This window comes from Pseudomonas sp. GW821-FHT01E10 (assembly GCF_059422365.1).
Genome location: NZ_JBWKWT010000015.1, coordinates 64,083 through 86,427 on the forward strand (window position 1 = coordinate 64,083; position 22,345 = coordinate 86,427).

General features: G+C 60.1%; 24 protein-coding genes and 1 pseudogene. 14 read left to right on the top strand and 11 right to left on the bottom strand.

The genetic code is table 11. The features are described from left to right. Positions 1-34: 34 nt before the first annotated feature. The 4 genes from AC07V0_RS22665 to AC07V0_RS22680 all read left to right on the top strand — a co-directional run bounded on the left by AC07V0_RS22665 (position 35) and on the right by AC07V0_RS22680 (position 3,969). Positions 35-1,057 carry an ABC transporter permease gene (locus AC07V0_RS22665; protein WP_018928024.1) on the top strand — a complete coding sequence of 341 codons (1,023 nt, stop codon included), beginning with the start codon at positions 35-37 and terminating at the stop codon, positions 1,055-1,057. A 326-nt stretch (positions 1,058-1,383) separates the two neighbouring features. After that, positions 1,384-1,788 (top strand): TraR/DksA family transcriptional regulator, encoded by a 405-nt coding sequence (locus AC07V0_RS22670; RefSeq protein WP_007935965.1) that lies wholly within the window; start codon positions 1,384-1,386, stop codon positions 1,786-1,788. 632 nt (positions 1,789-2,420) lie between these two features. Continuing rightward, the gene (locus AC07V0_RS22675; protein ID WP_495019943.1) at positions 2,421-3,644 is read left to right on the top strand and encodes a methyl-accepting chemotaxis protein; all 1,224 of its coding nucleotides are present in this window, start codon (positions 2,421-2,423) and stop codon (positions 3,642-3,644) included. Positions 3,645-3,765: 121 nt separating this feature from the next. After that, the gene (locus AC07V0_RS22680) at positions 3,766-3,969 is read left to right on the top strand and encodes a hypothetical protein (RefSeq protein WP_064617034.1); all 204 of its coding nucleotides are present in this window, start codon (positions 3,766-3,768) and stop codon (positions 3,967-3,969) included. A gap of 7 nt (positions 3,970-3,976) precedes the next feature. Here the strand turns inward: AC07V0_RS22680 and AC07V0_RS22685 are convergent, their stop codons facing one another. The 3 genes from AC07V0_RS22685 to AC07V0_RS22695 all read right to left on the bottom strand — a co-directional run bounded on the left by AC07V0_RS22685 (position 3,977) and on the right by AC07V0_RS22695 (position 4,994). Continuing rightward, positions 3,977-4,216: a DUF2789 domain-containing protein gene (locus AC07V0_RS22685; RefSeq protein ID WP_018928021.1), complete on the bottom strand. Its 240-nt coding sequence runs from the start codon at positions 4,214-4,216 to the stop codon at positions 3,977-3,979. 139 nt (positions 4,217-4,355) lie between these two features. Continuing rightward, positions 4,356-4,586, bottom strand: coding sequence for a hypothetical protein (locus tag AC07V0_RS22690; RefSeq protein WP_018928020.1), 231 nt, complete (start codon positions 4,584-4,586; stop codon positions 4,356-4,358). Positions 4,587-4,745: 159 nt separating this feature from the next. Further along, the gene (locus tag AC07V0_RS22695) at positions 4,746-4,994 is read right to left on the bottom strand and encodes a hypothetical protein (RefSeq protein WP_457327010.1); all 249 of its coding nucleotides are present in this window, start codon (positions 4,992-4,994) and stop codon (positions 4,746-4,748) included. A 410-nt stretch (positions 4,995-5,404) separates the two neighbouring features. On the opposite strand from AC07V0_RS22695, the gene AC07V0_RS22700 reads away from it, so the two are divergent. The 4 genes from AC07V0_RS22700 to AC07V0_RS22715 all read left to right on the top strand — a co-directional run bounded on the left by AC07V0_RS22700 (position 5,405) and on the right by AC07V0_RS22715 (position 7,815). Then, a complete protein-coding gene (locus tag AC07V0_RS22700; RefSeq protein WP_026286571.1) occupies positions 5,405-5,875 on the top strand; it encodes a hypothetical protein in 471 nt (156 codons plus the stop codon). Next, positions 5,875-6,078 (top strand): hypothetical protein, encoded by a 204-nt coding sequence (locus AC07V0_RS22705; protein ID WP_495019937.1) that lies wholly within the window; start codon positions 5,875-5,877, stop codon positions 6,076-6,078. Before AC07V0_RS22700 ends, AC07V0_RS22705 begins: the two co-directional genes overlap by 1 nt. Positions 6,079-6,197: 119 nt before the next feature. Beyond that, a complete protein-coding gene (locus AC07V0_RS22710; RefSeq protein ID WP_064617035.1) occupies positions 6,198-7,214 on the top strand; it encodes an ABC transporter substrate-binding protein in 1,017 nt (338 codons plus the stop codon). A gap of 163 nt (positions 7,215-7,377) precedes the next feature. Further along, positions 7,378-7,815 (top strand): DUF3995 domain-containing protein, encoded by a 438-nt coding sequence (locus AC07V0_RS22715; protein WP_495019938.1) that lies wholly within the window; start codon positions 7,378-7,380, stop codon positions 7,813-7,815. Between the two features lie 71 nt (positions 7,816-7,886). Here the strand turns inward: AC07V0_RS22715 and AC07V0_RS22720 are convergent, their stop codons facing one another. The 7 genes from AC07V0_RS22720 to AC07V0_RS22750 all read right to left on the bottom strand — a co-directional run bounded on the left by AC07V0_RS22720 (position 7,887) and on the right by AC07V0_RS22750 (position 15,146). Further along, positions 7,887-8,249 carry a Na+/H+ antiporter subunit G gene (locus tag AC07V0_RS22720; RefSeq protein WP_018928015.1) on the bottom strand — a complete coding sequence of 121 codons (363 nt, stop codon included), beginning with the start codon at positions 8,247-8,249 and terminating at the stop codon, positions 7,887-7,889. Further along, a complete protein-coding gene (locus AC07V0_RS22725) occupies positions 8,246-8,524 on the bottom strand; it encodes a K+/H+ antiporter subunit F (RefSeq protein ID WP_008151692.1) in 279 nt (92 codons plus the stop codon). The genes AC07V0_RS22720 and AC07V0_RS22725 overlap by 4 nt, the downstream gene beginning before the upstream one ends. Next, a complete protein-coding gene (locus tag AC07V0_RS22730) occupies positions 8,521-9,009 on the bottom strand; it encodes a Na+/H+ antiporter subunit E (protein ID WP_064617038.1) in 489 nt (162 codons plus the stop codon). Before AC07V0_RS22730 ends, AC07V0_RS22725 begins: the two co-directional genes overlap by 4 nt. Next, a complete protein-coding gene (locus tag AC07V0_RS22735; RefSeq protein ID WP_495019939.1) occupies positions 9,006-10,691 on the bottom strand; it encodes a monovalent cation/H+ antiporter subunit D in 1,686 nt (561 codons plus the stop codon). The genes AC07V0_RS22730 and AC07V0_RS22735 overlap by 4 nt, the downstream gene beginning before the upstream one ends. Next, complete coding sequence (locus tag AC07V0_RS22740) at positions 10,688-11,032, bottom strand: Na+/H+ antiporter subunit C (RefSeq protein ID WP_007935994.1); 345 nt, start codon at positions 11,030-11,032, stop codon at positions 10,688-10,690. The genes AC07V0_RS22735 and AC07V0_RS22740 overlap by 4 nt, the downstream gene beginning before the upstream one ends. After that, on the bottom strand, positions 11,032-13,962 hold the full coding sequence (locus tag AC07V0_RS22745) for a monovalent cation/H+ antiporter subunit A (RefSeq protein WP_457326991.1): 2,931 nt from the start codon (positions 13,960-13,962) through the stop codon (positions 11,032-11,034). The genes AC07V0_RS22740 and AC07V0_RS22745 overlap by 1 nt, the downstream gene beginning before the upstream one ends. A 155-nt stretch (positions 13,963-14,117) precedes the next feature. Then, positions 14,118-15,146 carry a DMT family transporter gene (locus AC07V0_RS22750; RefSeq protein WP_457326992.1) on the bottom strand — a complete coding sequence of 343 codons (1,029 nt, stop codon included), beginning with the start codon at positions 15,144-15,146 and terminating at the stop codon, positions 14,118-14,120. Between AC07V0_RS22750 and AC07V0_RS22755 the strand changes: the two genes are divergently transcribed. The 4 genes and pseudogenes from AC07V0_RS22755 to AC07V0_RS22770 all read left to right on the top strand — a co-directional run bounded on the left by AC07V0_RS22755 (position 15,141) and on the right by AC07V0_RS22770 (position 18,211). Beyond that, positions 15,141-15,704 carry a helix-turn-helix domain-containing protein gene (locus AC07V0_RS22755; RefSeq protein WP_018928010.1) on the top strand — a complete coding sequence of 188 codons (564 nt, stop codon included), beginning with the start codon at positions 15,141-15,143 and terminating at the stop codon, positions 15,702-15,704. The two genes, AC07V0_RS22750 and AC07V0_RS22755, sit on opposite strands and share 6 nt — an antisense overlap. A 132-nt stretch (positions 15,705-15,836) precedes the next feature. After that, positions 15,837-15,927 (top strand): annotated as a pseudogene (locus tag AC07V0_RS22760) (ABC transporter ATP-binding protein); the annotation flags it as partial. Between the two features lie 59 nt (positions 15,928-15,986). Next, on the top strand, positions 15,987-17,423 hold the full coding sequence (locus AC07V0_RS22765) for an FAD/NAD(P)-binding protein (RefSeq protein ID WP_138867235.1): 1,437 nt from the start codon (positions 15,987-15,989) through the stop codon (positions 17,421-17,423). A 428-nt stretch (positions 17,424-17,851) separates the two neighbouring features. After that, on the top strand, positions 17,852-18,211 hold the full coding sequence (locus AC07V0_RS22770) for a DUF6124 family protein (RefSeq protein ID WP_018928008.1): 360 nt from the start codon (positions 17,852-17,854) through the stop codon (positions 18,209-18,211). 274 nt (positions 18,212-18,485) lie between these two features. Here AC07V0_RS22770 and ppnN read toward each other — a convergent pair whose 3' ends face one another. Further along, a complete protein-coding gene (gene ppnN / locus AC07V0_RS22775; RefSeq protein ID WP_018928007.1) occupies positions 18,486-19,859 on the bottom strand; it encodes a nucleotide 5'-monophosphate nucleosidase PpnN in 1,374 nt (457 codons plus the stop codon). Between the two features lie 228 nt (positions 19,860-20,087). On the opposite strand from ppnN, the gene AC07V0_RS22780 reads away from it, so the two are divergent. Both AC07V0_RS22780 and AC07V0_RS22785 read left to right on the top strand, forming a co-directional pair. Next, positions 20,088-20,615, top strand: coding sequence for a DUF3087 domain-containing protein (locus AC07V0_RS22780; protein WP_457326993.1), 528 nt, complete (start codon positions 20,088-20,090; stop codon positions 20,613-20,615). Between the two features lie 150 nt (positions 20,616-20,765). Continuing rightward, positions 20,766-22,343, top strand: a complete 1,578-nt coding sequence (locus AC07V0_RS22785) for a sensor domain-containing diguanylate cyclase (RefSeq protein WP_457326994.1) — start codon at positions 20,766-20,768, stop codon at positions 22,341-22,343. Positions 22,344-22,345: the final 2 nt, after the last annotated feature.

Sequence of the window (22,345 nt, forward strand, 5' to 3'; positions counted from 1 at the left end):
CGCCGTCGATGACGCAATAGAAGGGTGAGTGGTTATGAACGCGATACTGGAAAACAAGCCTGCAATGGCACCGGTCAAGAGTCGCCGGCGCTTCCCGACCGAGCTGAGTATCTTCCTGGTACTGATCGGCATCGGCCTGGTCTTCGAGCTGTTCGGCTGGATCGTGCGGGACCAGAGCTTCCTGATGAACTCTCAGCGCCTGGTGCTGATGATCCTGCAAGTGTCGATCATCGGCCTGCTGGCAATCGGGGTAACCCAGGTCATCATCACCACCGGTATCGACCTTTCCTCCGGTTCGGTGCTGGCGCTGTCGGCGATGATTGCCGCCAGCCTGGCCCAGACCTCGGACTTTGCCCGGGCGGTGTTTCCGTCCCTGACTGACTTGCCGGTGTGGATTCCAGTGATCACCGGGCTGGGGGTGGGATTGCTGGCGGGGGCGATCAACGGCAGCATCATTGCGATCACCGGGATTCCACCATTCATTGCCACCCTCGGCATGATGGTCTCGGCGCGCGGTCTGGCGCGCTACTACACCGAAGGTCAGCCGGTGAGCATGCTCTCGGATTCCTACACAGCCATTGGGCATGGCGCGATGCCGGTGATCATCTTCCTGGTGGTGGCGGTGATCTTTCACATTGCCCTGCGCTACACCAAGTACGGTAAATACACCTACGCCATCGGCGGCAATATGCAAGCGGCGCGCACCTCCGGGATCAACGTCAAGCGGCATCTGGTGATTGTCTACAGCATCGCCGGGTTGCTTGCCGGCCTGGCCGGGGTGGTGGCGTCGGCACGGGCCGCGACCGGGCAGGCCGGGATGGGCATGTCTTATGAACTGGACGCGATTGCCGCGGCGGTCATCGGCGGCACCAGCCTGGCCGGTGGCGTTGGGCGCATCACTGGCACCGTAATCGGGGCATTGATTCTCGGGGTCATGGCCAGCGGCTTTACCTTTGTCGGTGTTGACGCTTATATTCAAGACATTATCAAGGGGCTGATTATTGTGGTGGCGGTGGTCATCGACCAGTACCGCAACAAGCGCAAACTCAAGCGCTAAACCACGCGAAAGACGAAACTGCGCCACGCCTGACCCGCGTGGCGCAGCCGTTTGTCTTCTATATACAGCCGCTGGACTGAATTTCTTGCTATAAACGCACTCCGATAAGCGCCTCAAAGCTCGCCATAGAGCACTTTCAGGGCTTTGTCGGACAGATTTGCTGTCTTTTCAGTTGCTGAGGCCTCAAGTCGGCCTTAGACTGCCGCCCCTCGTAAATTGAGTGCCGGGTGGCGCTTGGAATAAACGGCGCCGTTCCAATGACCGCACAAGGCTCAACGGAACGCTCCCTAATTCGCCTTAATGCACGTTTTTTTATAGAGATATCAATGACAAAGGACAAGTTGCTGGCCATGCCGGCGGATGACTACATGAATGCCGAGCAACATGCTTTTTTCTCTGAGCTGTTGCAGAACATGAAAGTCGAAACCCATGAGCGCATCGAACAGAATCGCATCGCCATCGAGAGCCTGGACACCCCGGCCGATCCGGCTGACGCGGCTTCTGTCGAAGAAGAGCGCACCTGGCTGGTGAACGCGATCGATCGCGACCAGCGCATGCTGCCTCAGTTGGAACAGGCCCTGGAACGCATCAAGGAAGACAGCTTCGGCTGGTGCGATGACAGCGGCGAGCCAATTGGCCTCAAGCGCCTGCTGATCAGCCCGACCACCAAGTACTGCATCGAAGCTCAAGAACGTCACGAGCAGATCGACAAGCACCAGCGTCAGGCCTGATTCTGTGAGGCAGCCAGCTAATAACTGGCTGCCTTGAAAAGATCGCAGCCTTTGGCAGCTCCTACAGGTTTATGTGAACCCGTGCAGGAGCTGCCGAAGGCTGCGATCTTTGCTTTTCGACGTCTGCGAAAACACCCGTGCACTTCTATTGATCTGCTGCAACCCCCCACTACTAACGGACCATAGATAATGGCCTTGTGGTGGCGTTTAATGCGGATACAACAATTAGAAGATGCCTGGGGTGACAAACGATGATGCGAGACGGGTCTCTGGCTGGGGCAGTGCCCGCAGCCGTACTTTTGCCGAAAAACCAGTGGCTCACGCCGACTCTGCAAAGCATCGCCCTGATGCTCTTGCTGTGTGGCATGGCATTGGCTGGCTGGTCGCTTTACCTTGGCCTGCCATTGGCTGTGCTGATTATCTGGCTGCCGCGCCTGCGCTCGCGCACGCTGCCGCAGGCAACCCCGGCTGACAACGCCAGCGCCATCGCCGGTTTGACTCGCGATCTTTCCTACACCACCAGTCATAACGCCTTGTCGGCCGCCGGCGTGGCCTTTTCGGTCAAGCAGCTGGCCGACAAGCTGCAATCGCAACTCGGCGCCGCAGCACAGATTGTCAGCAGCGCTGAAGTGATGATCGCCACCGAACAGGCTACCTCGACACTCAGCCGGGAAGCCTTGAGCGCGGCGAGCGAAGCCCATCAGAGCAGCGCGGCAGGGCGTACGGAACTGATCGAGTCCATCGCGCGCATGCATCAACTCAGTCAGCGTGCCAGCAACAGCCACGAGTTGATCGAAGCCCTGAGCCTGCGCAGTGACGATATCCAGCGGGTCACGCTGGTGATCCAGTCCATCGCCAGCCAGACCAATCTGTTGGCGTTGAACGCAGCCATCGAAGCGGCGCGGGCCGGGGAACACGGTCGCGGGTTTGCGGTGGTGGCCGATGAGGTTCGTGGCCTGGCCGCGCGCACGGCGACGGCGACCGGCGAAGTCGGGGAGATGGTCGCTGACATTCAACAACGCACGGCGCAAGTGGTGGAGCAGATTCGTCAGTTGGCCAGCGACCTCAATACTGGCGTTGCGCAGGTCGAGCACACGGGGCAGCACCTGGAAAACATCGCGCGCCTGGCGGCCGGTGTTGAAAGGCAGGTCGGGGAAATCGCTCTGGGCGCGGACACTAATCGCGAACAACTCGACAGCCTGTTCCACGCCATCGAACAAATGCGCAGCGACCTGGCGATCAGTGACCAACAAACCCAGCGCCTGGCCCAGGCGGCGGTGCAAATGGAAGGGCAGGCCGAAACCATCAGCGAACGCCTTGCCGAAGTCGGGCTGGATGACTATCACCAGCGGATTTACGACCTGGCCCGCGAAGGGGCGAGTCAGATTGCCGCGCGTTTCGAGGCGGATATCGACCAGGGGCGGATCAGCCTCGACGACCTGTTTGATCGCAATTATCAGACGATCCCCAACACCAGCCCAACCAAATACCAGACCCGCTTCGACCGTTACACCGATCAGGTCTTGCCGGCGATTCAGGAACCGTTGCTGCCGCGTCACGAAGGCCTGGTGTTCGCCATTGCCTGCACGCAGCAGGGGTATGTGCCGACCCACAACACGGTGTTCAGTCAGCCACTGACCGGCGACGTGCAAGTCGATACCCTGCAAAACCGCACCAAGCGCAAGTTCGCCGACCGCACCGGGATTCGCTGTGGCAGCCACCAGCAGGCCGTACTGTTGCAGACCTACACCCGCGACACCGGTGAACTGATGCACGACCTCTCGGTGCCGATCATGCTCAAGGGTCGTCATTGGGGTGGATTGCGGTTGGGCTACAAACCGGAAAAGCCTCGCTGATAGCCTGGCAATTGTTACCGCATATGCAACGAAGCTGTGCAGCGCTGTTGCTGTTTCCTCGAGGATGAACTCATTAACATGCCTGTATAGTTAGGTCGCTAATGAAATTCGAGAGGTCAACATGCAAAGCAAAGTCGATGTCGCGGTCATGATTGGCAGCGGCGTGCCCGCCAGTTTGCGAGCGATGGGGCAGAGCGTCTGTTGGGTGGTGCTGCTCAACGGTGAGCGCCGGGGGACGGTGTTCTCCAGTCGTAATGAAGCCGAGGAGTGCAGGGCTGCCTGGTTGGCACAATTGAACGTCGAAATGCCCGACAGCCTGCATTGAGCCTCAGCTAGTGAATCTGGTGCATGCGCAGGTTCAGGTCGTCGACCACGTGCGCCCAATCGGCGTCTTCACGCAGTTGTTCCTTGAGGAAGCCGGCTTGTTGCGGAGTCCAGAACTCGGCATCGATGAGTTTCTTGTCATCGGGCAACGGTGAATGCAGGGCAATGAAATCGTCGATGGCCTTTTCGCTGGAGTCCAGGCCGAGCTGGTCGAACAAGCCTTTCAAGTCATGTGTGGGTGAATCCATCTTCATCTCCTTGCAGATAATCAATCGCCTCGGGCGTGAGGTCTGAGGTGCGGCTTCATTGCATCTGAGGGGGCCGCGCGCCAGGGAGTTCGATAACGATGTTCAAAGCAGGGATGAGCATAGACTGTAAACCCGATGGTCAGCCCTTCAACGCACCCTCATCGACGGCAAGCTTCAGGGCTTTGGCGGACTCCTGGGCGGCAATCGTCGCGACTTCCGCAGTCTTGAACCAGCGATCCTTTTCGACCTGGTGATACGACACCGTGGTCAACGGTGGTTTGGCGCGCATGATAATGACTGCCTGGAATTCACCGTCGACCTCTCTGGCTTCGCCCCGGATAAAAAATTCACCGATATCAAATTCCGTCACGTAGCAGTCTTCCCTTTGAAATATTATGTTGTATTGAGCGCCGTCCACTCTGGAGACGGGTTTCATGGGGCGGGCAGTATGGCAGTAGTTGCCTGCCGGCGGCTGAGTTAAGTCGCCGGCGTGACGAAACGTCTATAAATGTGAATGCCGCAAGATGAGTCAGTTGCGAGACTCGAGCGAGCGGGCAAGGGCGCAGGCTTCGTTATGGTCGGCGCGGAAACCTCTGACACGTCCGGTGGATATTTCCCTGATGTGGAAAAAGGCGTTGCCGGCCAATACCACCTGAAAACGCGGGAGCAGATGCGCCTCAGGGAGGAAATCCTGCTGGTGGAGTACTATCGATTGCAGAAGTGACGAGCCGTTTGTGTGGTGTGTGTGAGGCTGGGCGAAGTGAGTCAGTGTGCACATATGAAGTCCTTTTCGTGGTTTTACCGACGTGCGTACGTTGTTTTGGGTAGTCTCGGTGAGCATGGCTGCTCTAGAATCGCTCTCACTGGTTGGCGATTGCTGCCCATCTAAAGCAATTTTTTACTGGCGATATGTCAGAAAAGTGCTTTTTTTAAAGAGATTTTTCCCTAAAGTTGGTGATCCGGTTTTTCTGGCCGTCAGAAGGGCGTTTTCCTTCAACCTCTGACGACCGCCAGGCAAGACGACGCGGGGGATGTTCCAGTAATCTTCCCAAACCTCGCGATGAATGAGCCCTCTGCTCGTTCCAGGATTACGACCCGGGTCATTTGGCTAAACCTCGGCATTGCCGCTTTTTTCTGCTGTGCGCGTTTCCTGCGTACGGCATCATTTTCAGATGTGGGGATGTTTCCTTGGCAGTAAGTAATCTCGATATGCATGCTTTGTTCGTACTGGGTGATTTGCGCGCAAAGCTGGTTAAACAGTTTCAGTCACGTTTCGTCTACATCACCGAACAGAACGCTGAAGGCATTTACATTGCCGAGATCGACACCGAAGCCGCGCTGGTGGTAGACGACAAGCCCGGGCTGAAACTCAAGGTCGGCGATCATTTCAGCGCTTCCGTATTGCCCAGCCGCGAAGGCGGAAAACTGGATATCAAGTTCCGCGAAATCAAATTGACGGTCTACGGACTGGGGGATTATGCGTTCGTGACCACCGCAGACGGCCACGGCATTGTGTTCAAGGAAGGTCATAGCGTGGTGATGGTGTTTGCGGCCCACCAACAATTGCAGGAAGGCCTGACCAAGACACTGAAAGCCGTGACTGCCAAGGCCGCCAAGTGGCGCAAAGGCGAACTGGTGACCTTCAAGGCCAGCGAGTAATGACCCAGACCCGCGCCGATTTCCATGAACAGAACCAGGCCAGTGCACACACCGAGGCCCAGCGCCTGTTGGCTGAAAAGACCGTTCTGCAGGGAGCCTGGCTGAGTTGGGTAGCGTCACAGATTTATATGTTGCGCCCGGCGGCGTACGCCAGCATGGTCAGAAGAGAGCTTGCGCGCTTGCAGGAACCTTCCGAAAAATAATCCTCGCCCCTCGAAAGCAGAAACCTCTACTACAGTCAGTTGACTGAGTATTCAGAGGCTTGTGGTCTTCTTTGTCAGGCCATCCTGCTATTGCTGTGAACAGCACGAGGTGCAAGAGCATGAAGGGATTACGACGGTTACTGGCCGCTACCCTGGCCACGTTCGGCTTGTTGGTTTCACCCGTTCCGGTATTCGCTGCCCAGGCACCGATTCACTTTGCCGACCTGAATTGGGAAAGTGGCAGCCTGATCACCGAGATTCTGCGGATCATCGTCGAGCAGGGCTACGGCTTGCCGACCGATACCTTGCCCGGAACGACCATTACCCTGGAAACCGCCTTGGCCAACAATGACATTCAGGTCATTGGCGAAGAGTGGGCGGGCCGCAGTCCGGTCTGGGTCAAGGCTGAGGCCGAGGGCAAAGTCGCGAGCCTGGGCGATACGGTCAAGGGCGCCACCGAGGGCTGGTGGGTGCCGGAATACGTGATCAAGGGCGACCCGGCCAAGGGCATCAAGCCGCTGGCGCCGGGGCTGCGCAGTGTCAGTGATCTGCCGCGCTACAAGGATGTGTTCAAAGACCCGGAAACCCCGAGCAAGGGGCGCTTCCTGAACAGCCCGATCGGCTGGACGTCGGAGGTGGTCAACAAGCAGAAGCTCAAGGCCTATGGGCTGAACGACAGCTACGTGAACTTTCGCAGTGGTTCGGGGGCGGCGTTGGACGCGGAGATCAGTTCGTCGATTCGTCGCGGCAAACCAGTCCTGTTCTATTACTGGTCGCCGACGCCATTGCTCGGCCGTTTCAAGCTGATTCAACTGCAAGAGCCGCCATTCGACGCCGAAGCCTGGAAAACCCTGACCGAGGCTGACAACCCCAATCCGAAACCGACTCGCTCACTGCCCTCGAAGCTGTCCATCGGCGTGTCCGCGCCGTTCCAGAAACAGTACCCGCAGCTCACCGAGTTCTTCAGCAAGGTCGATTTACCGATCGAAGCGTTGAACAAGGCCCTGGCGGAGATGAGTGAAAAACACACTCCGCCACGTCAAGCGGCCGAGGCGTTCATGAAGGCGAACCCGCAGGTGTGGCAGGCCTGGGTGCCCAAGGATGTGGCGGATAAAGTCGCTGCCCAGCTGAAATAAACTGCTCGGGTGTACATAAAACTCGTAGAAGCCTGCGATCTTTTGATTTTGCCGTTGGAAGCAAAGTCAAAAGATTGCAGGCTTCGCCAGCTTGTGCCGGGCGCTTTTAAAATCGCGCAAGGAAGTTCATTCTGCTGCAACATTTCACACGGGACGTCTGAATATGAGCCTTTTGGTCGCGCAATGGATTGCTGCAATCTTTCTGGTCATCAGCCTGATCCACCTGTATTGGGCGGTGGGTGGCAAGTGGGGTAGCGAGGCGGTGGTACCGAGCGTACCCGGGGAGGACGGTGAGGCATCAAGGCCGGCGTTCAAGCCATCGGGCTTTGGCACGCTGCTGGTGGCGGTGGGTTTGCTGCTGATAGCGATGCTGGTGTGCCTGCGGGTCGGACTGTATCTGCCCACGGTGCATCACTGGTCGTTGCAATGGGTAATTAGCGCGATTGCTCTGCTGATGTTCGCTCGGGCGATCGGCGATTCGAATCTGGTGGGGTTCTTCAAGCAGGTCAAGGATTCGAAGTTTGCCCGGCTCGACACTTGGGCGTATTCGCCGTTGTGCTTGGTGTTGGGGGCCGGGTTGCTGGCAGTGGCCTGGATCTGAGGGGGGGGCGGTCAATCGCTTTCGCGAGCAAGCCCGCGAAGAGATCCCGCCAATCAACACAAATCCCTGAACTAACTCCCGGGTTCCGTGCGCCGACTACTCACTTCCGCCGGCACATCATCCCCCGCCATGCGCTTGCGGAACAGTGCCGCCCGGGCCAGCAGCAGCGTGGTCACCGGCATCGTGATCGATAACAGAATCGGAATCAGCCAGGCATGCAACACCGGCCCCGACTTGAGCGCCGAAAAGTAAATGATCGAAGCCAGAGCCACACACCACGCGCCCAAAGTCGAGGCCAGCGCCGGTGGGTGCATGCGCTGGAAGTAATCCTTCATCCGCAGCAGCCCGACCGCGCCGATCAGTGCAAACAGACTGCTGAGCACCAGCAGAATCGCCACCGGTATTTCCACCCACAAAGACAGTTCAGCGTTCATTCGATCACCTCGCCACGCAACAGGAATTTGGCCAGGGCAAACGAGCCGACGAAGCCGAACAGGGCGATCAGCAGCGCCGCCTCGAAGTAAGTGTCACTGGCATAACGAATGCCCAGCGCGAGCATCATCAGCATGGCGATGATGTACAGGTAATCCAGGGCCAGAACCCGGTCCTGGGCTGACGGGCCCTTGAACAGGCGGATCAGGGTCAGAATCATCGCCAGCGAAAAGATGAACAGGCTCAGCAGGATCGCGTTCGACAGCAATGCGCTCATTCGAAGATCTCCATCAAGGGGCGCTCGTAGGTCGCCTTGAAGTGCTGGATGAATGGGCCTTCGTCATCCAGATCGAAAACGTGCAGCAACAGAATGCTGCGATCCAGCGCCAGTTCCGACCAGACCGTGCCGGGAATCACCGTGCAGATGATCGACAGCGCCGCCAGACCGTTGGCATCGCGCAAGTCCAGCGGCACCTTGATGAACCGCGAGCGAGGCGCACGCCGCCCGGCATTGAGCACGCCCCAGGCCACGGCGAGGTTGGACACCAGCACATCGCGCCCGACCAGCAAGAACAAACGCAAAATCACCCCTGGGCGACGAATGCGGATCGGCAACGGCCGCAACTTGCGCATCATCAGTGGGGCACAGAGGCCCAATACCGCGCCCAACAGCACATTGCCGGGGCTCATCGACAGGTTCAACAGCAGCCACAGCAGCCACAAGGACAGTGACAACCACGGCGCAGGAAACAGACGCTTCATGGTTGCACCTCCACCAGTGCTGCCCTGGCTTCAGGGCTCGGCACCGCACGGGTGCCGAGCACCGCCATCACGTATTGCTGAGGGTTATTCAATGCTTGAGCGGCGGCCTGGGTGTAGCGCAACAGCGGTCCAGCCTTGAACGTCAGCGCAATGCTCAGCCCCAGCAGAACCATGATCGGCACGCATTCCAGACGACGCAGCAAGGGCGATGGCCGCTCTTGCGGGGTCCAGAAACGCTGGATACCCACACGCGAGAAAGCGATCAACGAGGCCAATCCGGACAGGATCAACAACGCCAGCAACCCCCACGCGCCGTTCGATACCGGCTCGTCGCTGCCATGACCCAGGCCCAGCGGGTTGAGCAGGGCGCTGAGCAGGCTGAGTTTGCCGATAAAACCGGAGAGCGGCGGCATGCCGATAATCAATAAAGCGCAGGCGATGAAGCTCAGGCCGAGGAAGGCCATGGTCCAGGGAATCACCTGACCGACCACGGCTTTCTGGTCGTCATCGAGGTTGAAGCCTTTGGGCGGCTGCAAGGATTCCCGGGGCCGTGGCAGCAGCTCGCCGTCATCGTCCAGTGGCATTTCGTTGGCCGAACGCGAACGCTCGATCAACTCCGCCAGCAGGAACAGCGCGCTCAAGGCCAGGGTCGAGCTGACCAGGTAAAACAGCGCCGCGCCGATCAGGTTCGGCTGGGCGAAACCGATGGCCGACAACAAAATGCCTGCCGACACCAGGATGCTCAGGCTGGCCAAGCGCTCCAGGCGTTGCGCGGCGAGGATCGCCACGGCGGCGCAGACGATGGTCGCCATGCCGCCGTAGATCAGCCAGTCGCCGCCGAAGTACGCGGAGGCCCCGGCCTGACCGGAGAACAGCAGCGTCCACAGGCGTAGCAGGGTGTAGACGCCGACCTTGGTCATGATCGCGAACATCGCCGCTACCGGCGCGCTGGCTGCGGAGTACGCCGGCACCAGCCAGAAGTTCAGCGGCCACATGCCAGCCTTGGCCAGGAACGCCACTGCCAGAATCGCCGCGCCGGCATGCAGCAGGCCGCGATCGGCTTCCGGCACCAGCGGGATTTTCAGCGCCAGATCGGCCATGTTCAGCGTGCCGGTGACGCCGTAAATCAGCGCCGCGCCAATCAGGAACAGCGACGAGGCCAGCAGGTTGATCGAGATGTAATGCAACCCCGACGACACCCGCGGCCGGCCCGAACCGTGCAACATCAGCCCGTAAGAGGCGGCGAGCAGCACTTCGAAAAACACGAACAGGTTGAACAGGTCCGCCGTGAGGAAGGCGCCGTACAGGCCCATCAACTGAATCTGGAACAGTGCGTGGAAACTCGAACCGGCGCCGTCCCAGCGGGCCATGGCGAACAGCAGGGCGCTGACGCCGATGATCCCGGTCAGCACCAGCATCAACGCCGACAGGCGATCAACCACCAGCACAATGCCGAACGGCGCCTGCCAGTTGCCCGGCAGGTACACGCCGATGGAGCCGGGCACACCGGTGGTCTGCGTCCATTGCAGCAGCATTACGGCAATGCCCAGCCCCAACAGGCTGGAGAACAGATTGATCTTGGCCTTTAGCGGGCGGTGTTTCTCGCCCAGCATCAGCATCACGGCGGCGGTCAGCAGCGGCAGCAGAATCGGTGCAACGATCAGGTGAGTCATCGCCATCATTCTTTAGGCTCCCGGCCATCCACATGGTCAGTGCCGGTCAGGCCCCGGGAGGCGAGCAGCACCACCAGGAACAGCGCGGTCATGGCGAAACTGATGACGATTGCGGTCAGCACCAGCGCCTGCGGCAGCGGGTCGGTGTAGTGCAGCAAATCCTGAGGCACGCCGTCCTTGATGTTCGGCTCCTTGCCGATGAACAGGCTGCCCATGCTGAAGATGAACAGGTTGACGCCATAGGACAGCAGGCACAGGCCCATGACCACCTGGAACGTCCGTGGCCGCAGGATCAGCCATACGCCGGACGCGGCCAGCACACCGATGGCGATTGCGATGACTTCTTCCATCAGATGGCTCCTTGGGTGGCAACGGCTTTGGCCGCGGGCCTGATTTGCGCGCTGGTTTTATGACCGCGTACCGATTGGTGGGCGAGGGCGGTGAGGATCAACAGCGTCGAACCGACCACCACGGCGTACACGCCAATATCGAAGAACAGCGCGCTGGCGATATGAATGTCACCCAACAGCGGCAGCTCGAAATGCCAGGTGTGGGTGGTCAGGAACGGATACCCGACCGCCATCGCCCCGAGCCCGGTAACGGTGGCGAACAACAGCCCGGTGCCCATCCAGCGCAGCGGCCGCAAGCTCATTTGCGCCTCGACCCACTGGGTGCCGGCGACCATGTACTGCAGGATGAACGCCACCGACATCACCAGTCCGGCGACGAAACCGCCACCCGGTTGGTTGTGCCCGCGCAGGAACAGATAGAAGGAGATCACCAGAGCGATCGGCAACAGCAGGCGCACCAGCACCGCCGGCACCATCATGAAACCGAGCGCGGTGTCGCTGGCGTGACGCGGGTTGACCAGATCGGTGACCACATCGGGCGCCAGCAGACGCTGTTGGGCCGGCAGTTGCAGGCTTTCTTTCGGAGGGCGGAAGCGTCGCAGCAGGGCGAACACCGCCAGGGCCACGGCCACCAGCACGGTGATTTCGCCGAGGGTGTCGAAGCCACGGAAATCCACCAGCATCACGTTGACCACGTTGCTGCCGCCGCCTTCGGGCAGGGCGCGACTGAGGTAGAACGAAGAAATGTCGTTGGGCGTCTGGCGGGTCAGCATCGCGTAGGACAACAGCGCCATGCCGCCACCGACCGCTGTCGATAGCAGCAAGTCGCGAACCCGCCGTACCCGCGCCTTGCGCAGGCTGCTCGGCAACGGTGACACCTCTTCGATCCGTCGCGGCAACCAGCGCAGGCCGAGCAGGATCAGCACCATGGTCACCACTTCGACCACCAGTTGCGTCAGGGCCAGGTCCGGCGCCGAGAACCAGACGAAGGTCACGCAGGTCATCAGGCCGCAGACGCTGACCATGGTCAGGGCCGCGAGCCGGTGATACTTGGCTTGCCACGCCGCGCCGAGTGCACAGGCAATCGCCAGCAGCCAGAGGATCACGAACACGATCGAGCCCGGAATTTTCGCCCGGTCACCCCAGCTCAGGCTGCTGTGCAGCATCGGGATCACCCCGGCCAGCACCGCGGCGAGTACCACCAGGAACAGTTGGGTTTGCAGGCGCCGGGTGCTGATCCGCCGCTCCAGGCGACGGGCCAGACGCATCATGACCACCAGGCTGCGCTCGAACAGCCGCTTGCCATTGAAACGGCTGATCACCGGCGGGTGCGTGAAGCGCCCTTGCTTGAGTTGATTACGCAGCAACAGGTAAAGCACGATGCCGCCGGACATGGCAATCAGGCTCATGAACATCGGTGCGTTCCAGCCGTGCCAGATCGCCAGGCTGTACTCGGGCAGCGTGCCGCCCACCACCGGCAATGCGGCGGCGGCGAGCAGCGAGCCGACCACTTGAGCGGGGAAAATCCCCACCACCAGACAGGTGAGCACCAGCAACTCCACCGGCGCGCGCATCCAGCGCGGCGGTTCGTGCGGGGTGTGCGGCAGATCGGTGGCGGTCGGGCCGAAGAACACGTCGACGGTGAAGCGCAGGGAGTAGGCGACGCTGAACGTCCCGGCGATGGTCGCGACGATCGGCAGGGTCATCTCGATCCAGGCCGTGGCGTTGATGAACACGGTTTCGGCGAAGAACATCTCTTTCGACAGGAAGCCGTTGAGCAGCGGCACGCCGGCCATGGAGGCGCTGGCAACCATGGCCAGGGTGGCGGTGAACGGGATCAGTTTGACCAGGCCGCTGAGTTTGCGAATGTCCCGGGTGCCGCTTTCGTGGTCGATGATCCCGGCGGCCATGAACAGCGAGGCCTTGAACGTGGCGTGGTTGAGAATGTGGAACACCGCGGCCACGGCGGCCAGCGGACTGTTCAGGCCCAGCAGCAGGGTGATCAGGCCCAGGTGGCTGATGGTCGAGTAGGCCAGCAGGCCCTTGAGGTCGTTCTGGAACATCGCGCAGTAAGCGCCGAGCAACAGGGTGCAGGCGCCGGCCCCGCTGACGATGTAGAACCATTCTTCACTGCCGGACAGCGACGGCCACAGGCGCGCGAGCAGGAACACCCCGGCCTTGACCATGGTCGCCGAGTGCAGATACGCCGAGACCGGTGTCGGTGCCGCCATCGCGTGGGGCAACCAGAAGTGGAAGGGAAATTGCGCACTTTTGCTCAGGGCGCCGATCAGGATCAGGGGCAGCAGAATAGGGTAGAGGGCATGCGCGCGAATCAGCTCGCCGGCGGCCAGGACCTTGTCCAGGTCATAGCTGCCGACCACATGGCCGAGCAGCATGACCCCCGCCAGCAAACACAAACCGCCCGCGCCGGTGACCATCAGTGCCATATAAGCACCCCGTCGCGCATCGGCGCGGTGGTGCCAGTAGCCAATCAACAGGAACGAGAAGAGGCTGGTCAGCTCCCAGAAAAACACGATCTGGATCAGGTTGCCGGAGATCACCAGCCCCAGCATGGCGCCCATGAACGCCAGAAAAAACGCGAAGAAACGCGGCACCGGATCGTCCGGTGACATGTAATAACGGGCGTACAACGAAACCAGCGTGCCGATGCCCAGTACCAGCATCGAGAACAACCAGGCGAAACCGTCCATGCGCAGCACGAAGTTCAGGCCCAGGCTGGGGAGCCAGAAGAACTCTTCACGGATCACGCCGCCATGGGCGATTTGCGGGTACAAGAGGGCGACCTGGACGGTGCCGATCAAGGCAACCAGGCCAGCCAACAGCGATTCGGTATTACGCGCGTTGTGCGGCAGTAAGGCTGCCAGACAGCTGCCGATAAAAGGCAGAAGCAGTAGAACTATCAGGGACATAGGCTTCTAATCTGCGGAAGTTTGTGAAGCATCATACGTGCCAGCTCCCCGATCACCAAACGCCAAGCTGTCGCAGAATCCTACAAGATAGACGCAGAAACCCTGTTTATCATTGTTTCAAAGGAGATCGCGATCGTTCCCACGCGTGGGAACGATCAGTGTTCGGTTTCCTGTACCGAATCTTCTTCGATCTCGGGAACAACTTTCCCCTTGGTCTTCAACTCACTGACAATCACCGCCGCCACAATCAACCCCGCCCCAACCAGCGCAATCGCCGGCAAGCGTTCCCCGGCGAGCCGCCCGGCAATCCCGGCCCACACCGGCTCCCCGGCATAGATCAACGTCGCCCGGGTCGGCGAAACACTCTTCTGTGCCCAGTTCATCGCCACCTGGATCGCCGCACTCGCCGCGCCCAGGCCCAAAGCGCTGCACAACAGCAACCACGAGAAGTCGGGAATCACTTCCTGGGTCGGCACCACCATCAGGAACGACAGCACCGACGTCACCGCCAATTGCACCACCGTCACCCGGCGCACGTCGACCTGGCCGGCATAGGTGCTGATCAGAATGATTTCCGCGGCAATCGCCACGGCGCTGATCAATGTAGCGATTTCACCGGGGCTGAAATTGAGCGACGCGCCGGAAGGCCCCGACAGCAACATCAACCCGGTAAAGGCCAGCATGATCCCGATGCTCGGCATCAACCCCGGACGACGCCCCAGCACCAGCCATTGCAGCAGCGGCACGAACGGCACATACAGCGCGGTAATAAACGCCGACTGACTGCTGGGAATGCTCTGCAAACCCACGGTCTGCAAGCCGTAACCAAGCATGATCGCCACGCCGATAAACGCCCCGGCCTTGAGTTCGAACAGCGTCAGTTCACGCAGATGGCGCCAGGAGAACAGCGCCACAAGGCTCGCCGCCGCGGCAAAACGCAGGCCGACGAAGAACATTGGCCCGCTGACGGTCATCGCATGCTGCACCAGCAAAAAGGTCCCGCCCCAGACCATGGTAATCAGCACCAGCACGCACTCGGCCTTGCTGAACCGGGAGAAACGGGGGGAAGTATGAGAAGCGTTCATTGACGTCATGACCTTGCGCCCCATCTGAGGGAGACGCACAATGCGCCCGAAGTTGGGCAGTATACTGCGCAACGCCACCCAGTGAGCAATATAGTGCACAAAGATTCCACCCAACGGGCTTCGGTCCTCCAGCACGTCAGCCTGAACGTGCGACGTCTGCGCCACGCCGCCGACATGAGCCAGAGCGCCCTGGCCGAAAAGTCCGGGGTCAGCCGCCGGATGCTGGTGGCCATCGAGGCCGGCGAGAAGAACGTCAGCCTGACCACCCTCGACCGCGTGGCCGAAGCGCTGGACGTGGCCTTCAGCGACCTGATCCAGGCCCCCGACGCTCGCGACCCGAGCCGCATCAACGAACTGGCCTGGGCCGGTACGATCCCGGGCAGTAAAGCGGTGCTGCTGGCCAAAGCCACCGCCACCCGCGAAGTAGAACTCTGGGAATGGCGCCTGGAACCGGGCGAGCATTACCCCTCGGAGCCGGATGCCGAAGGCTACAGCGAACAGCTTTATGTGTTCGAAGGTTGCCTGACCCTGATGCTTGGCGGTCAGCCGCAGAAAATTGCGGCTGGCGAGTTCTTTATGTTTGCCAGTCATCAACCGCATTCTTATCGCAATGATGGGGACGTGGCGGCGCGGTTTGTGCGTAATGTGGTGATTTGACTGTTTACCGGCTAACACTGGATAAACACTTTGCTGTTTTAAAGCTGCAAGCGTTTCTTGAATAATTATTCAACCTGTTGAAATAAAAGAAAATTATATTCAGGTTCGGCTCCTGGGAAGCAGTGGGGATGGCATCGAGACGAGCAGGTGAGCTTCCTGATGGCCGAGCAAAATATTAACGTGGCACTCAAGTACGCTTCACAGGCTAGCGTCCGGTGAGTGACTGACACGGGGCGATCTGTACGACTTCTATTCAGGTAAACATTGACCAGTGAGAACGCCATGACTGACACCCCACGCGGACAGGCGAGCGACGCCATCCGCCACGCTGACATCCTGATCATCGGTGGCGGCCTGAGTGGCGCGATGCTGGCGGCGCAGTTGTTGCGTTTGCCCGGTCAGCGCCGGGTTCTGGTGATCGAGCCGCGGGCAGAACTGGGCCGTGGCGAAGCCTATAGCGCGGTGGAACTGGGGCATACGCTCAATGGCAACGCGGCGCGGATGAGCGTCGACCCGGACAACGCCGATGACCTGACCCAATGGCTGACCGAACACATCGCCGCCGGTGGCTGGCCGGAGTCGGATGAGCAACATGTGCCGGTCAGCGAACTGTTTCCGCCGCGCGGGCTGTTTGGCGTTTATGTGCAGCAGCGTCTTGCTGAAGCGCAGGCGGTGGGCGCATTGAAGGGGGCGCGTGTCGAACATGTGCGGGCCGAGGTGGTGGACCTGGAAACGTTGAGCGATTCGGTGCGGTTGAGCCTGAGTGATGGGCAGCAATTGCAGGGCGCTTACGCAGTGTTGGCGACCGGAATGTTTCCCGCCGCCCGCACGCCGCAGACCGAGTCCAGCGGTTTGAATGCAGCTGCACTCGACCCGTGGGATGTGGCCGCCATGCGTCAACTCGATCCGCAGTCGACGGTGCTGATCATCGGCTCGGGCCTGACCATGGTCGATGCCGTGGTGTCGCTGGAGCAGGCCGGGCATCGTGGGCCGATCGAAGTGTTCTCCCGTCATGGTTTGCTGCCGCATGTGCGCCGACAACCGCCGGCGTGGGTGGATTTTCTCGCCGAGGACCACAGTATTCGCACACCGCGTCAGCTGGTGCGCGAACTGCGCCGGCATTGCCGCGATGCCATCGCTCAGGGCATCGACTGGCAAGCGCCGTTGGATACCGTTCGGGCGCATATCGGGCGGTTGTGGAGTCAGGCGACCGATGTGCAACGCCGGCAATTTGTGCGGCATGTACGGCCATGGTGGGAAAGCCATCACCATCGCTCGCCGCCGCTGAGTGCCGAGTTGGTGGCGCGGCTACACGGGGAAGGGCGGTTGCGGATTCATGCCGCATCGTTCAAGGGGCTCGAGCCTGCGTCGGACGGTGAGGTCAGCATCCGCATTCGTCGTCGTGGTGAGGCGCAAACCTGTGTGGTGCATGGCGCGGCGCTGATCAACTCCAGCGGCATCGAATACGACTGGCGCCGGGTGGCGCGGCCGTTGCCCCAGCAATTGCTCGCTCGCGGGCTGGTACGGCCGGGGCCGTTGGGATTGGGCATTGCCGCCGCGGTTGACGGTGCAGTGTTAAGCGCCGACGGGCAGGTCGCCAGCCGTTTGTTCGCCATGGGGCCGCCGTTGCGCGGCATGTGGTGGGAGAGCACGGCGGTAACTGATGTGGCGAGCCAGGCCAAGTCTCTTGCGGCGCGATTAGTAAGCGATCTGTTGTAGCAGCTGCCGAGCCCGCGAGGCAGCTGCTACGGGCAGGCCAAGTCTCTTGCTCGCGAAGAGGCCAGCCCATCCACCGCAAAATCCACAGTAAGACCAATAAACAGGCGATGTTTAATCGACATCTCCAGATACTCACTCAGGCTACACAGCCTTGCGCCGTTGCCTACGACTACGCCAGAATCCGCCGGCTTGTGCGCCTTGAGGCCGGGCTCTATCGTTTCCGGGTCGCTGACGAATCAGCGATCGGGTTTAGCAGCTCGATGAATATCAAGGCACGTCAGTGTCGCCATTCGCGTTATGGCGGCTATGCGTGGGGCACTTCGGTGCGCCGGGTTCCTTGATCCCTGGTCTGCTAACCCGCGTACAGCCGCCACCTTCTTCGTTTAGCAGCGATAGATGTCGGCTCCACTGATCAAGGAGCTTCATTTATGTTCAAACCAACACCAAATCCTCCGGAAACCGACGACGTTTCCCCCTACGAATCCCTCGATTCGAAAAAACTCCACGAAGCCGCCGACCGCGCCCTCGACCACTACCTCAAACCACCCATCCCCAAAGCCACCAAGCGCAAACCCAGCACCATTTACCATGTGGGTACGAAGGTCGATAACGAAACCCTGCTGGTCAACGCCTGCGAATCCCTGGCGTCAGCGAGCATGATGCTCAGTGAGTTCGCCGGACTGATGGACATGCCACATCGCAATGTGATGTTGGGGATTCAATCGGTGGTCATGCTTGGGGAGTTGGCGGTGAACCGGGTGCTGGATAACCTCGATCCTCAGAACTGAGTGACCCATTGTGGCGAGGGAGCTTGTCGGATCGCCGCACCGTCCCGCTCGGCTGCGCAGCAGTCGCAAAACCGGCATATGCGGTGTGCCAAAAAAATGCGGTTGCTGGATTTGGGGTCGCTTCGCAACCCAGCGGGAGCAAGCTCCCTCGCCACAGTGGGCTCCACTGACTCAGTCCCCAAAAACAAGAAACCCCGCATCACGCGGGGTTTCTTGTTTCCGGTGGTTCGGGAAAGCGGGCCATCGCGGGCCTGCTTCCACAGGGTTTCGCGTATCAAGCCACCACTTGGTAACACGGCACATACGCCGCGCCACCCGGCAGTTTCATCCGGTGCTGGGCAACGAAGGCTTTGAGCAAATGGTCCAGCGGCTGCAAGACCTCGGCATCACCGCGAATCTGGTACGGCCCGTGTTCTTCGATCAGGCGGATGCCCTTGTCCTTGACGTTGCCGGCGACGATGCCGGAGAACGCGCGGCGCAGGTTGGCGGCCAGTTCGTGGGGCGGCAGGTTGCGGCTCAGTTGCAGGTTGGCCATGTTGGCGTGGGTCGGGTCGAACGGGCGCTGGAAGCCTTCGTCGATCTTCAGTAGCCAGTTGAAATGGAACGCGTCGTTGCGCTCACGGCGGAACTGTTTGACCGCTTTGAGGCCCTGAGTCATCTGCCGCGCTACTTCGGCCGGGTCGTCGATGATGATCTCGTAGTGCTGCTGCGCTTCTTCACCGAGGGTTGCGCCGACGAAGGCGTGCAGTTGCTCCAGATACGGCGCGGCGCTTTTCGGCCCGGTAAGGACCACCGGGAACGGCAGGTCCTGGTTGTCCGGGTGCATCAGGATGCCGAGCAGGTACAGGAATTCCTCGGCCGTGCCCGCGCCACCCGGGAAAATGATGATGCCGTGGCCAACCCGCACGAACGCTTCCAGGCGTTTCTCGATGTCCGGCAGGATCACCAGTTCGTTGACGATCGGGTTCGGCGCCTCGGCGGCGATGATCCCAGGTTCAGTCAAACCGAGGTAGCGACCGCCGTGGATGCGTTGCTTGGCATGGGCGATGGTCGCGCCTTTCATCGGGCCTTTCATCACGCCAGGGCCACAACCGGTGCAGATGTCCAGGCTGCGCAGGCCGAGTTCGTGGCCGACTTTCTTGGTGTATTTGTATTCTTCGGTGTTGATCGAGTGGCCGCCCCAGCACACCACGATTTTCGGCTCGACGCCGGGGCGCAGGGTGCGGGCGTTGCGCAGCAGGTGAAAGACGTAGTCGCTGATGCCCTGGGAGGTGCTCAGGTCGATGCTCAAGGCGTCGAGTTCGTTTTCTGTGTAGACGATGTCGCGCAGGGCGCTAAAGAGCATTTCACGGGTGCTGGCAATCATTTCGCCATCGACGAAAGCGTCGGCGGGGGCATTCAGCAGTTCCAGGCGTACGCCACGGTCTTGCTGGTGAATGCGGATTTCGAAGTCTTTGTAGGCTTCCAGGATGGTCTTGGCGTTATCGACGTGGGCGCCGGTATTGAGGATGGCCAGGGCGCACTGGCGGAAGAGGGTGTAGGTGATGCCGGATGATGCTTCGCTCAGTTGCTGCACTTCACGCTGGGAGAGCGTTTCCAGGCTGCCTTTAGGGCTGACCGAGGCGTTGATTACATGTCGTTGGGTCATTCAATGATCCTTAAAACGATGTCACCCGCCAGCAACGGCGCATGGCATCCGAATAGTGTGTATCCATGATGAAGATGGCACGAACTGCGCTGTATCGCCATGCTCCCGTTTGACGATGAAAAGATGAAAAGGAGCTCCAGCATAGCTAAATCCTTCGGGGAGGCGATAATGCCTCGCAGTCTTTTTGTCACAGCGCCTTTTACCATCGATGCAAGGAACCCCGTCGCGATGTTCGAAATCCAGCCAATGAATGCCGAAACCTATCGACGCCAGACGCGGCGCAGCACGGTGATCATCGCCCTGATGTTCCTGGCGCTGGCGATGGAGCTGTCGACGGCGGCGGTGACGTTGTTCGGTGAACCCGGCGGCGATAATCTGCGGTTCAACGTGGGCGGTGTGTTTGCCGCGTTGTTGCTGACGGTGGCGCTGATGCGCGGCAAGTTCTGGAGCCAGGAGTGGATGGCGCCAGCGGTCTATGGTTGGCAGCTCAAGCGCAGCCTGATGAGCGTCACCAACGTCATGCACCAGGTGACGGCGGCGGTGGAGCAGGGCGACCCTGCCGCCATGAAGCTGCTGCGCTTTTATCACTTGGGGCTGAGCCAGATGCACCAGTTGGACGGCAACTCCAGCGACCAAAGTCAGCTGACCCGAGAGATGGATCAGCACAAGGCACGGATGGACGCGTTGGGCATCGAGACCGAACAGAGGCGATTGAATCCGGCCTGGTTTGAGGCGATCAAACAGACGCCGATGTAGCGATTACGATCGCTGGCAATGAGCGTTTTTGTGTAAATCACCTATCGTATCGGTGTCGAGTTGTAATGGTTTGAGCGCCGGTCACGGCTGGCTGGCGCTAAAAGGGCGAACGGGAAAATTCGCCATGTCATAAGGGATTCAGGGAGCGTCATGGGGCATCCGTCCGTCAAAGATCGTATTGAACACACCCGGTTCGCCACGCCTTGGGTGCCCGAGCCGGTTGAGACAACGCTCAAGGTTCGATACGCGGTTTCTCTGCTGATTGCGGTGTGCCTGTCCTTGATGGCCATTGTGATCGGTGAAAGCTGGAACTCGCGTCAGTACCATCTGCGTGAGAGCGAAGTGGCGATGTCCAACCTGGCGCAAACCCTGGCCTCGCAGGCGCAGGCATCGATCAAACAGGCCGACACGCTACTGTTCTCCCTGGTGGACCGCCTCGAAATCGATGGCATGCAACCGGAAAAATTTCCCCGACTGCAACGTTTGCTCCAGGCTCAGCGCAGTGAGTTGGTACAGATCCATGGGCTGTTCGTGTTCGACGAAGAAGGACGCTGGCTCGCCAACGCCATTAACGTCATACCGCCCAATGCCAATAATTCCGACCGTGAATATTTCATCTACCACCGTGATCATCCCGACCGCGGTCCTCATATCGGTCCGTCGATAAAAAGTCGCTCGACCGGTGAGTGGATCATGACCGTGTCACGCCGGATCAATCACCCTGATGGCCGGTTTGCCGGCGTGGTGGTGGCTTCGATCTACCTCAAGCATTTCCTGGATTTGTATAACAGCATCGACATGGGCAATAACGGCGTGATCAACCTGATCTCCGATGACACCACCATTGTCGTTCGGCGCCCGTTCAACGAAGCCGATATTGGCACCAGTGTTGCCAAAGGGCCGCTGTTTACCCAGCTGTTGCCCAAGGGCGATTCCGGTACGGCAACGGTCAGGTCCTTTGTCGACGGGGTGGTGCGGGTCGTGGGGTTTCGACGGGTCGAGGGGTATCCGCTTGTCGTCTTTGCCGGGCTCGACAAGGATGAAGTCCTGGCCAGTTGGCGGCAGGAATCAATATTCAGTGCGGGCATCGTCCTGTTGCTGCTGGGGTTTCTGGGGGCTCTCGGTTATCGCCTGATCCGCCTCATGAAGCAGCAGAATCATATTCAGAACAATCTGTTGGAGACTCAGGACAAACTCATTGAGGTCAACCGCAGCCTGGAGTTGCTGGCACTGGAGGATGCACTGACCGGGCTTTCCAATCGGCGTCAATTCGACCTGTTCATTCTCGCGGAAATGGGCCGCGCCAGGCGTAGCCAGACCCATCTTGCGCTGTTGATGATCGATGTCGACCACTTCAAGAACTTCAATGATCACTACGGTCATTTGGCGGGCGATGAGTGTTTGCGCAAAATCAGCACGATCATCACCGAAAACATCAAGCGCCCCGGCGATCTCGCGGCTCGCTTCGGTGGTGAGGAGTTTACGGTGGTGCTGCCTGGTACCGACTACGTGGGGGCGTTTCTGGTAGCGGAAAACATCCGCCGTGCGGTTCAGCAGGCCGGCATCAAACACGTTGAGGGTGTGGGGGGCGTGGTCACGGTCAGCGTGGGTGTCTGCGCTTACGACCCGGCCTCGCAAGCCCAGCCCGACGACATTGTCGGCGCCGCGGACAAGGCGCTGTATGTGGCCAAGGCCAGTGGCCGGAACATGAGTGTTATCGCCAACTGAGT

What these genes read in the sequence shown, in the direction of transcription:
- AC07V0_RS22665 (WP_018928024.1), top strand. Translation starts at nt 35, where the DNA reads ATGAACGCGATACTGGAAAACAAGCCTGCAATGGCACCGGTCAAGAGT.
- AC07V0_RS22670 (WP_007935965.1), top strand. Translation starts at nt 1,384, where the DNA reads ATGACAAAGGACAAGTTGCTGGCCATGCCGGCGGATGACTACATGAAT.
- AC07V0_RS22675 (WP_495019943.1), top strand. Translation starts at nt 2,421, where the DNA reads ATGATCGCCACCGAACAGGCTACCTCGACACTCAGCCGGGAAGCCTTG.
- AC07V0_RS22680 (WP_064617034.1), top strand. Translation starts at nt 3,766, where the DNA reads ATGCAAAGCAAAGTCGATGTCGCGGTCATGATTGGCAGCGGCGTGCCC.
- AC07V0_RS22685 (WP_018928021.1), bottom strand. Translation starts at nt 4,216, where the DNA reads ATGGATTCACCCACACATGACTTGAAAGGCTTGTTCGACCAGCTCGGC.
- AC07V0_RS22695 (WP_457327010.1), bottom strand. Translation starts at nt 4,994, where the DNA reads ATGTGCACACTGACTCACTTCGCCCAGCCTCACACACACCACACAAAC.
- AC07V0_RS22705 (WP_495019937.1), top strand. Translation starts at nt 5,875, where the DNA reads ATGACCCAGACCCGCGCCGATTTCCATGAACAGAACCAGGCCAGTGCA.
- AC07V0_RS22710 (WP_064617035.1), top strand. Translation starts at nt 6,198, where the DNA reads ATGAAGGGATTACGACGGTTACTGGCCGCTACCCTGGCCACGTTCGGC.
- AC07V0_RS22715 (WP_495019938.1), top strand. Translation starts at nt 7,378, where the DNA reads ATGAGCCTTTTGGTCGCGCAATGGATTGCTGCAATCTTTCTGGTCATC.
- AC07V0_RS22720 (WP_018928015.1), bottom strand. Translation starts at nt 8,249, where the DNA reads ATGAACGCTGAACTGTCTTTGTGGGTGGAAATACCGGTGGCGATTCTG.
- AC07V0_RS22725 (WP_008151692.1), bottom strand. Translation starts at nt 8,524, where the DNA reads ATGAGCGCATTGCTGTCGAACGCGATCCTGCTGAGCCTGTTCATCTTT.
- AC07V0_RS22730 (WP_064617038.1), bottom strand. Translation starts at nt 9,009, where the DNA reads ATGAAGCGTCTGTTTCCTGCGCCGTGGTTGTCACTGTCCTTGTGGCTG.
- AC07V0_RS22735 (WP_495019939.1), bottom strand. Translation starts at nt 10,691, where the DNA reads ATGATGGCGATGACTCACCTGATCGTTGCACCGATTCTGCTGCCGCTG.
- AC07V0_RS22740 (WP_007935994.1), bottom strand. Translation starts at nt 11,032, where the DNA reads ATGGAAGAAGTCATCGCAATCGCCATCGGTGTGCTGGCCGCGTCCGGC.
- AC07V0_RS22745 (WP_457326991.1), bottom strand. Translation starts at nt 13,962, where the DNA reads ATGTCCCTGATAGTTCTACTGCTTCTGCCTTTTATCGGCAGCTGTCTG.
- AC07V0_RS22765 (WP_138867235.1), top strand. Translation starts at nt 15,987, where the DNA reads ATGACTGACACCCCACGCGGACAGGCGAGCGACGCCATCCGCCACGCT.
- AC07V0_RS22770 (WP_018928008.1), top strand. Translation starts at nt 17,852, where the DNA reads ATGTTCAAACCAACACCAAATCCTCCGGAAACCGACGACGTTTCCCCC.
- ppnN (WP_018928007.1), bottom strand. Translation starts at nt 19,859, where the DNA reads ATGACCCAACGACATGTAATCAACGCCTCGGTCAGCCCTAAAGGCAGC.
- AC07V0_RS22780 (WP_457326993.1), top strand. Translation starts at nt 20,088, where the DNA reads ATGTTCGAAATCCAGCCAATGAATGCCGAAACCTATCGACGCCAGACG.
- AC07V0_RS22785 (WP_457326994.1), top strand. Translation starts at nt 20,766, where the DNA reads ATGGGGCATCCGTCCGTCAAAGATCGTATTGAACACACCCGGTTCGCC.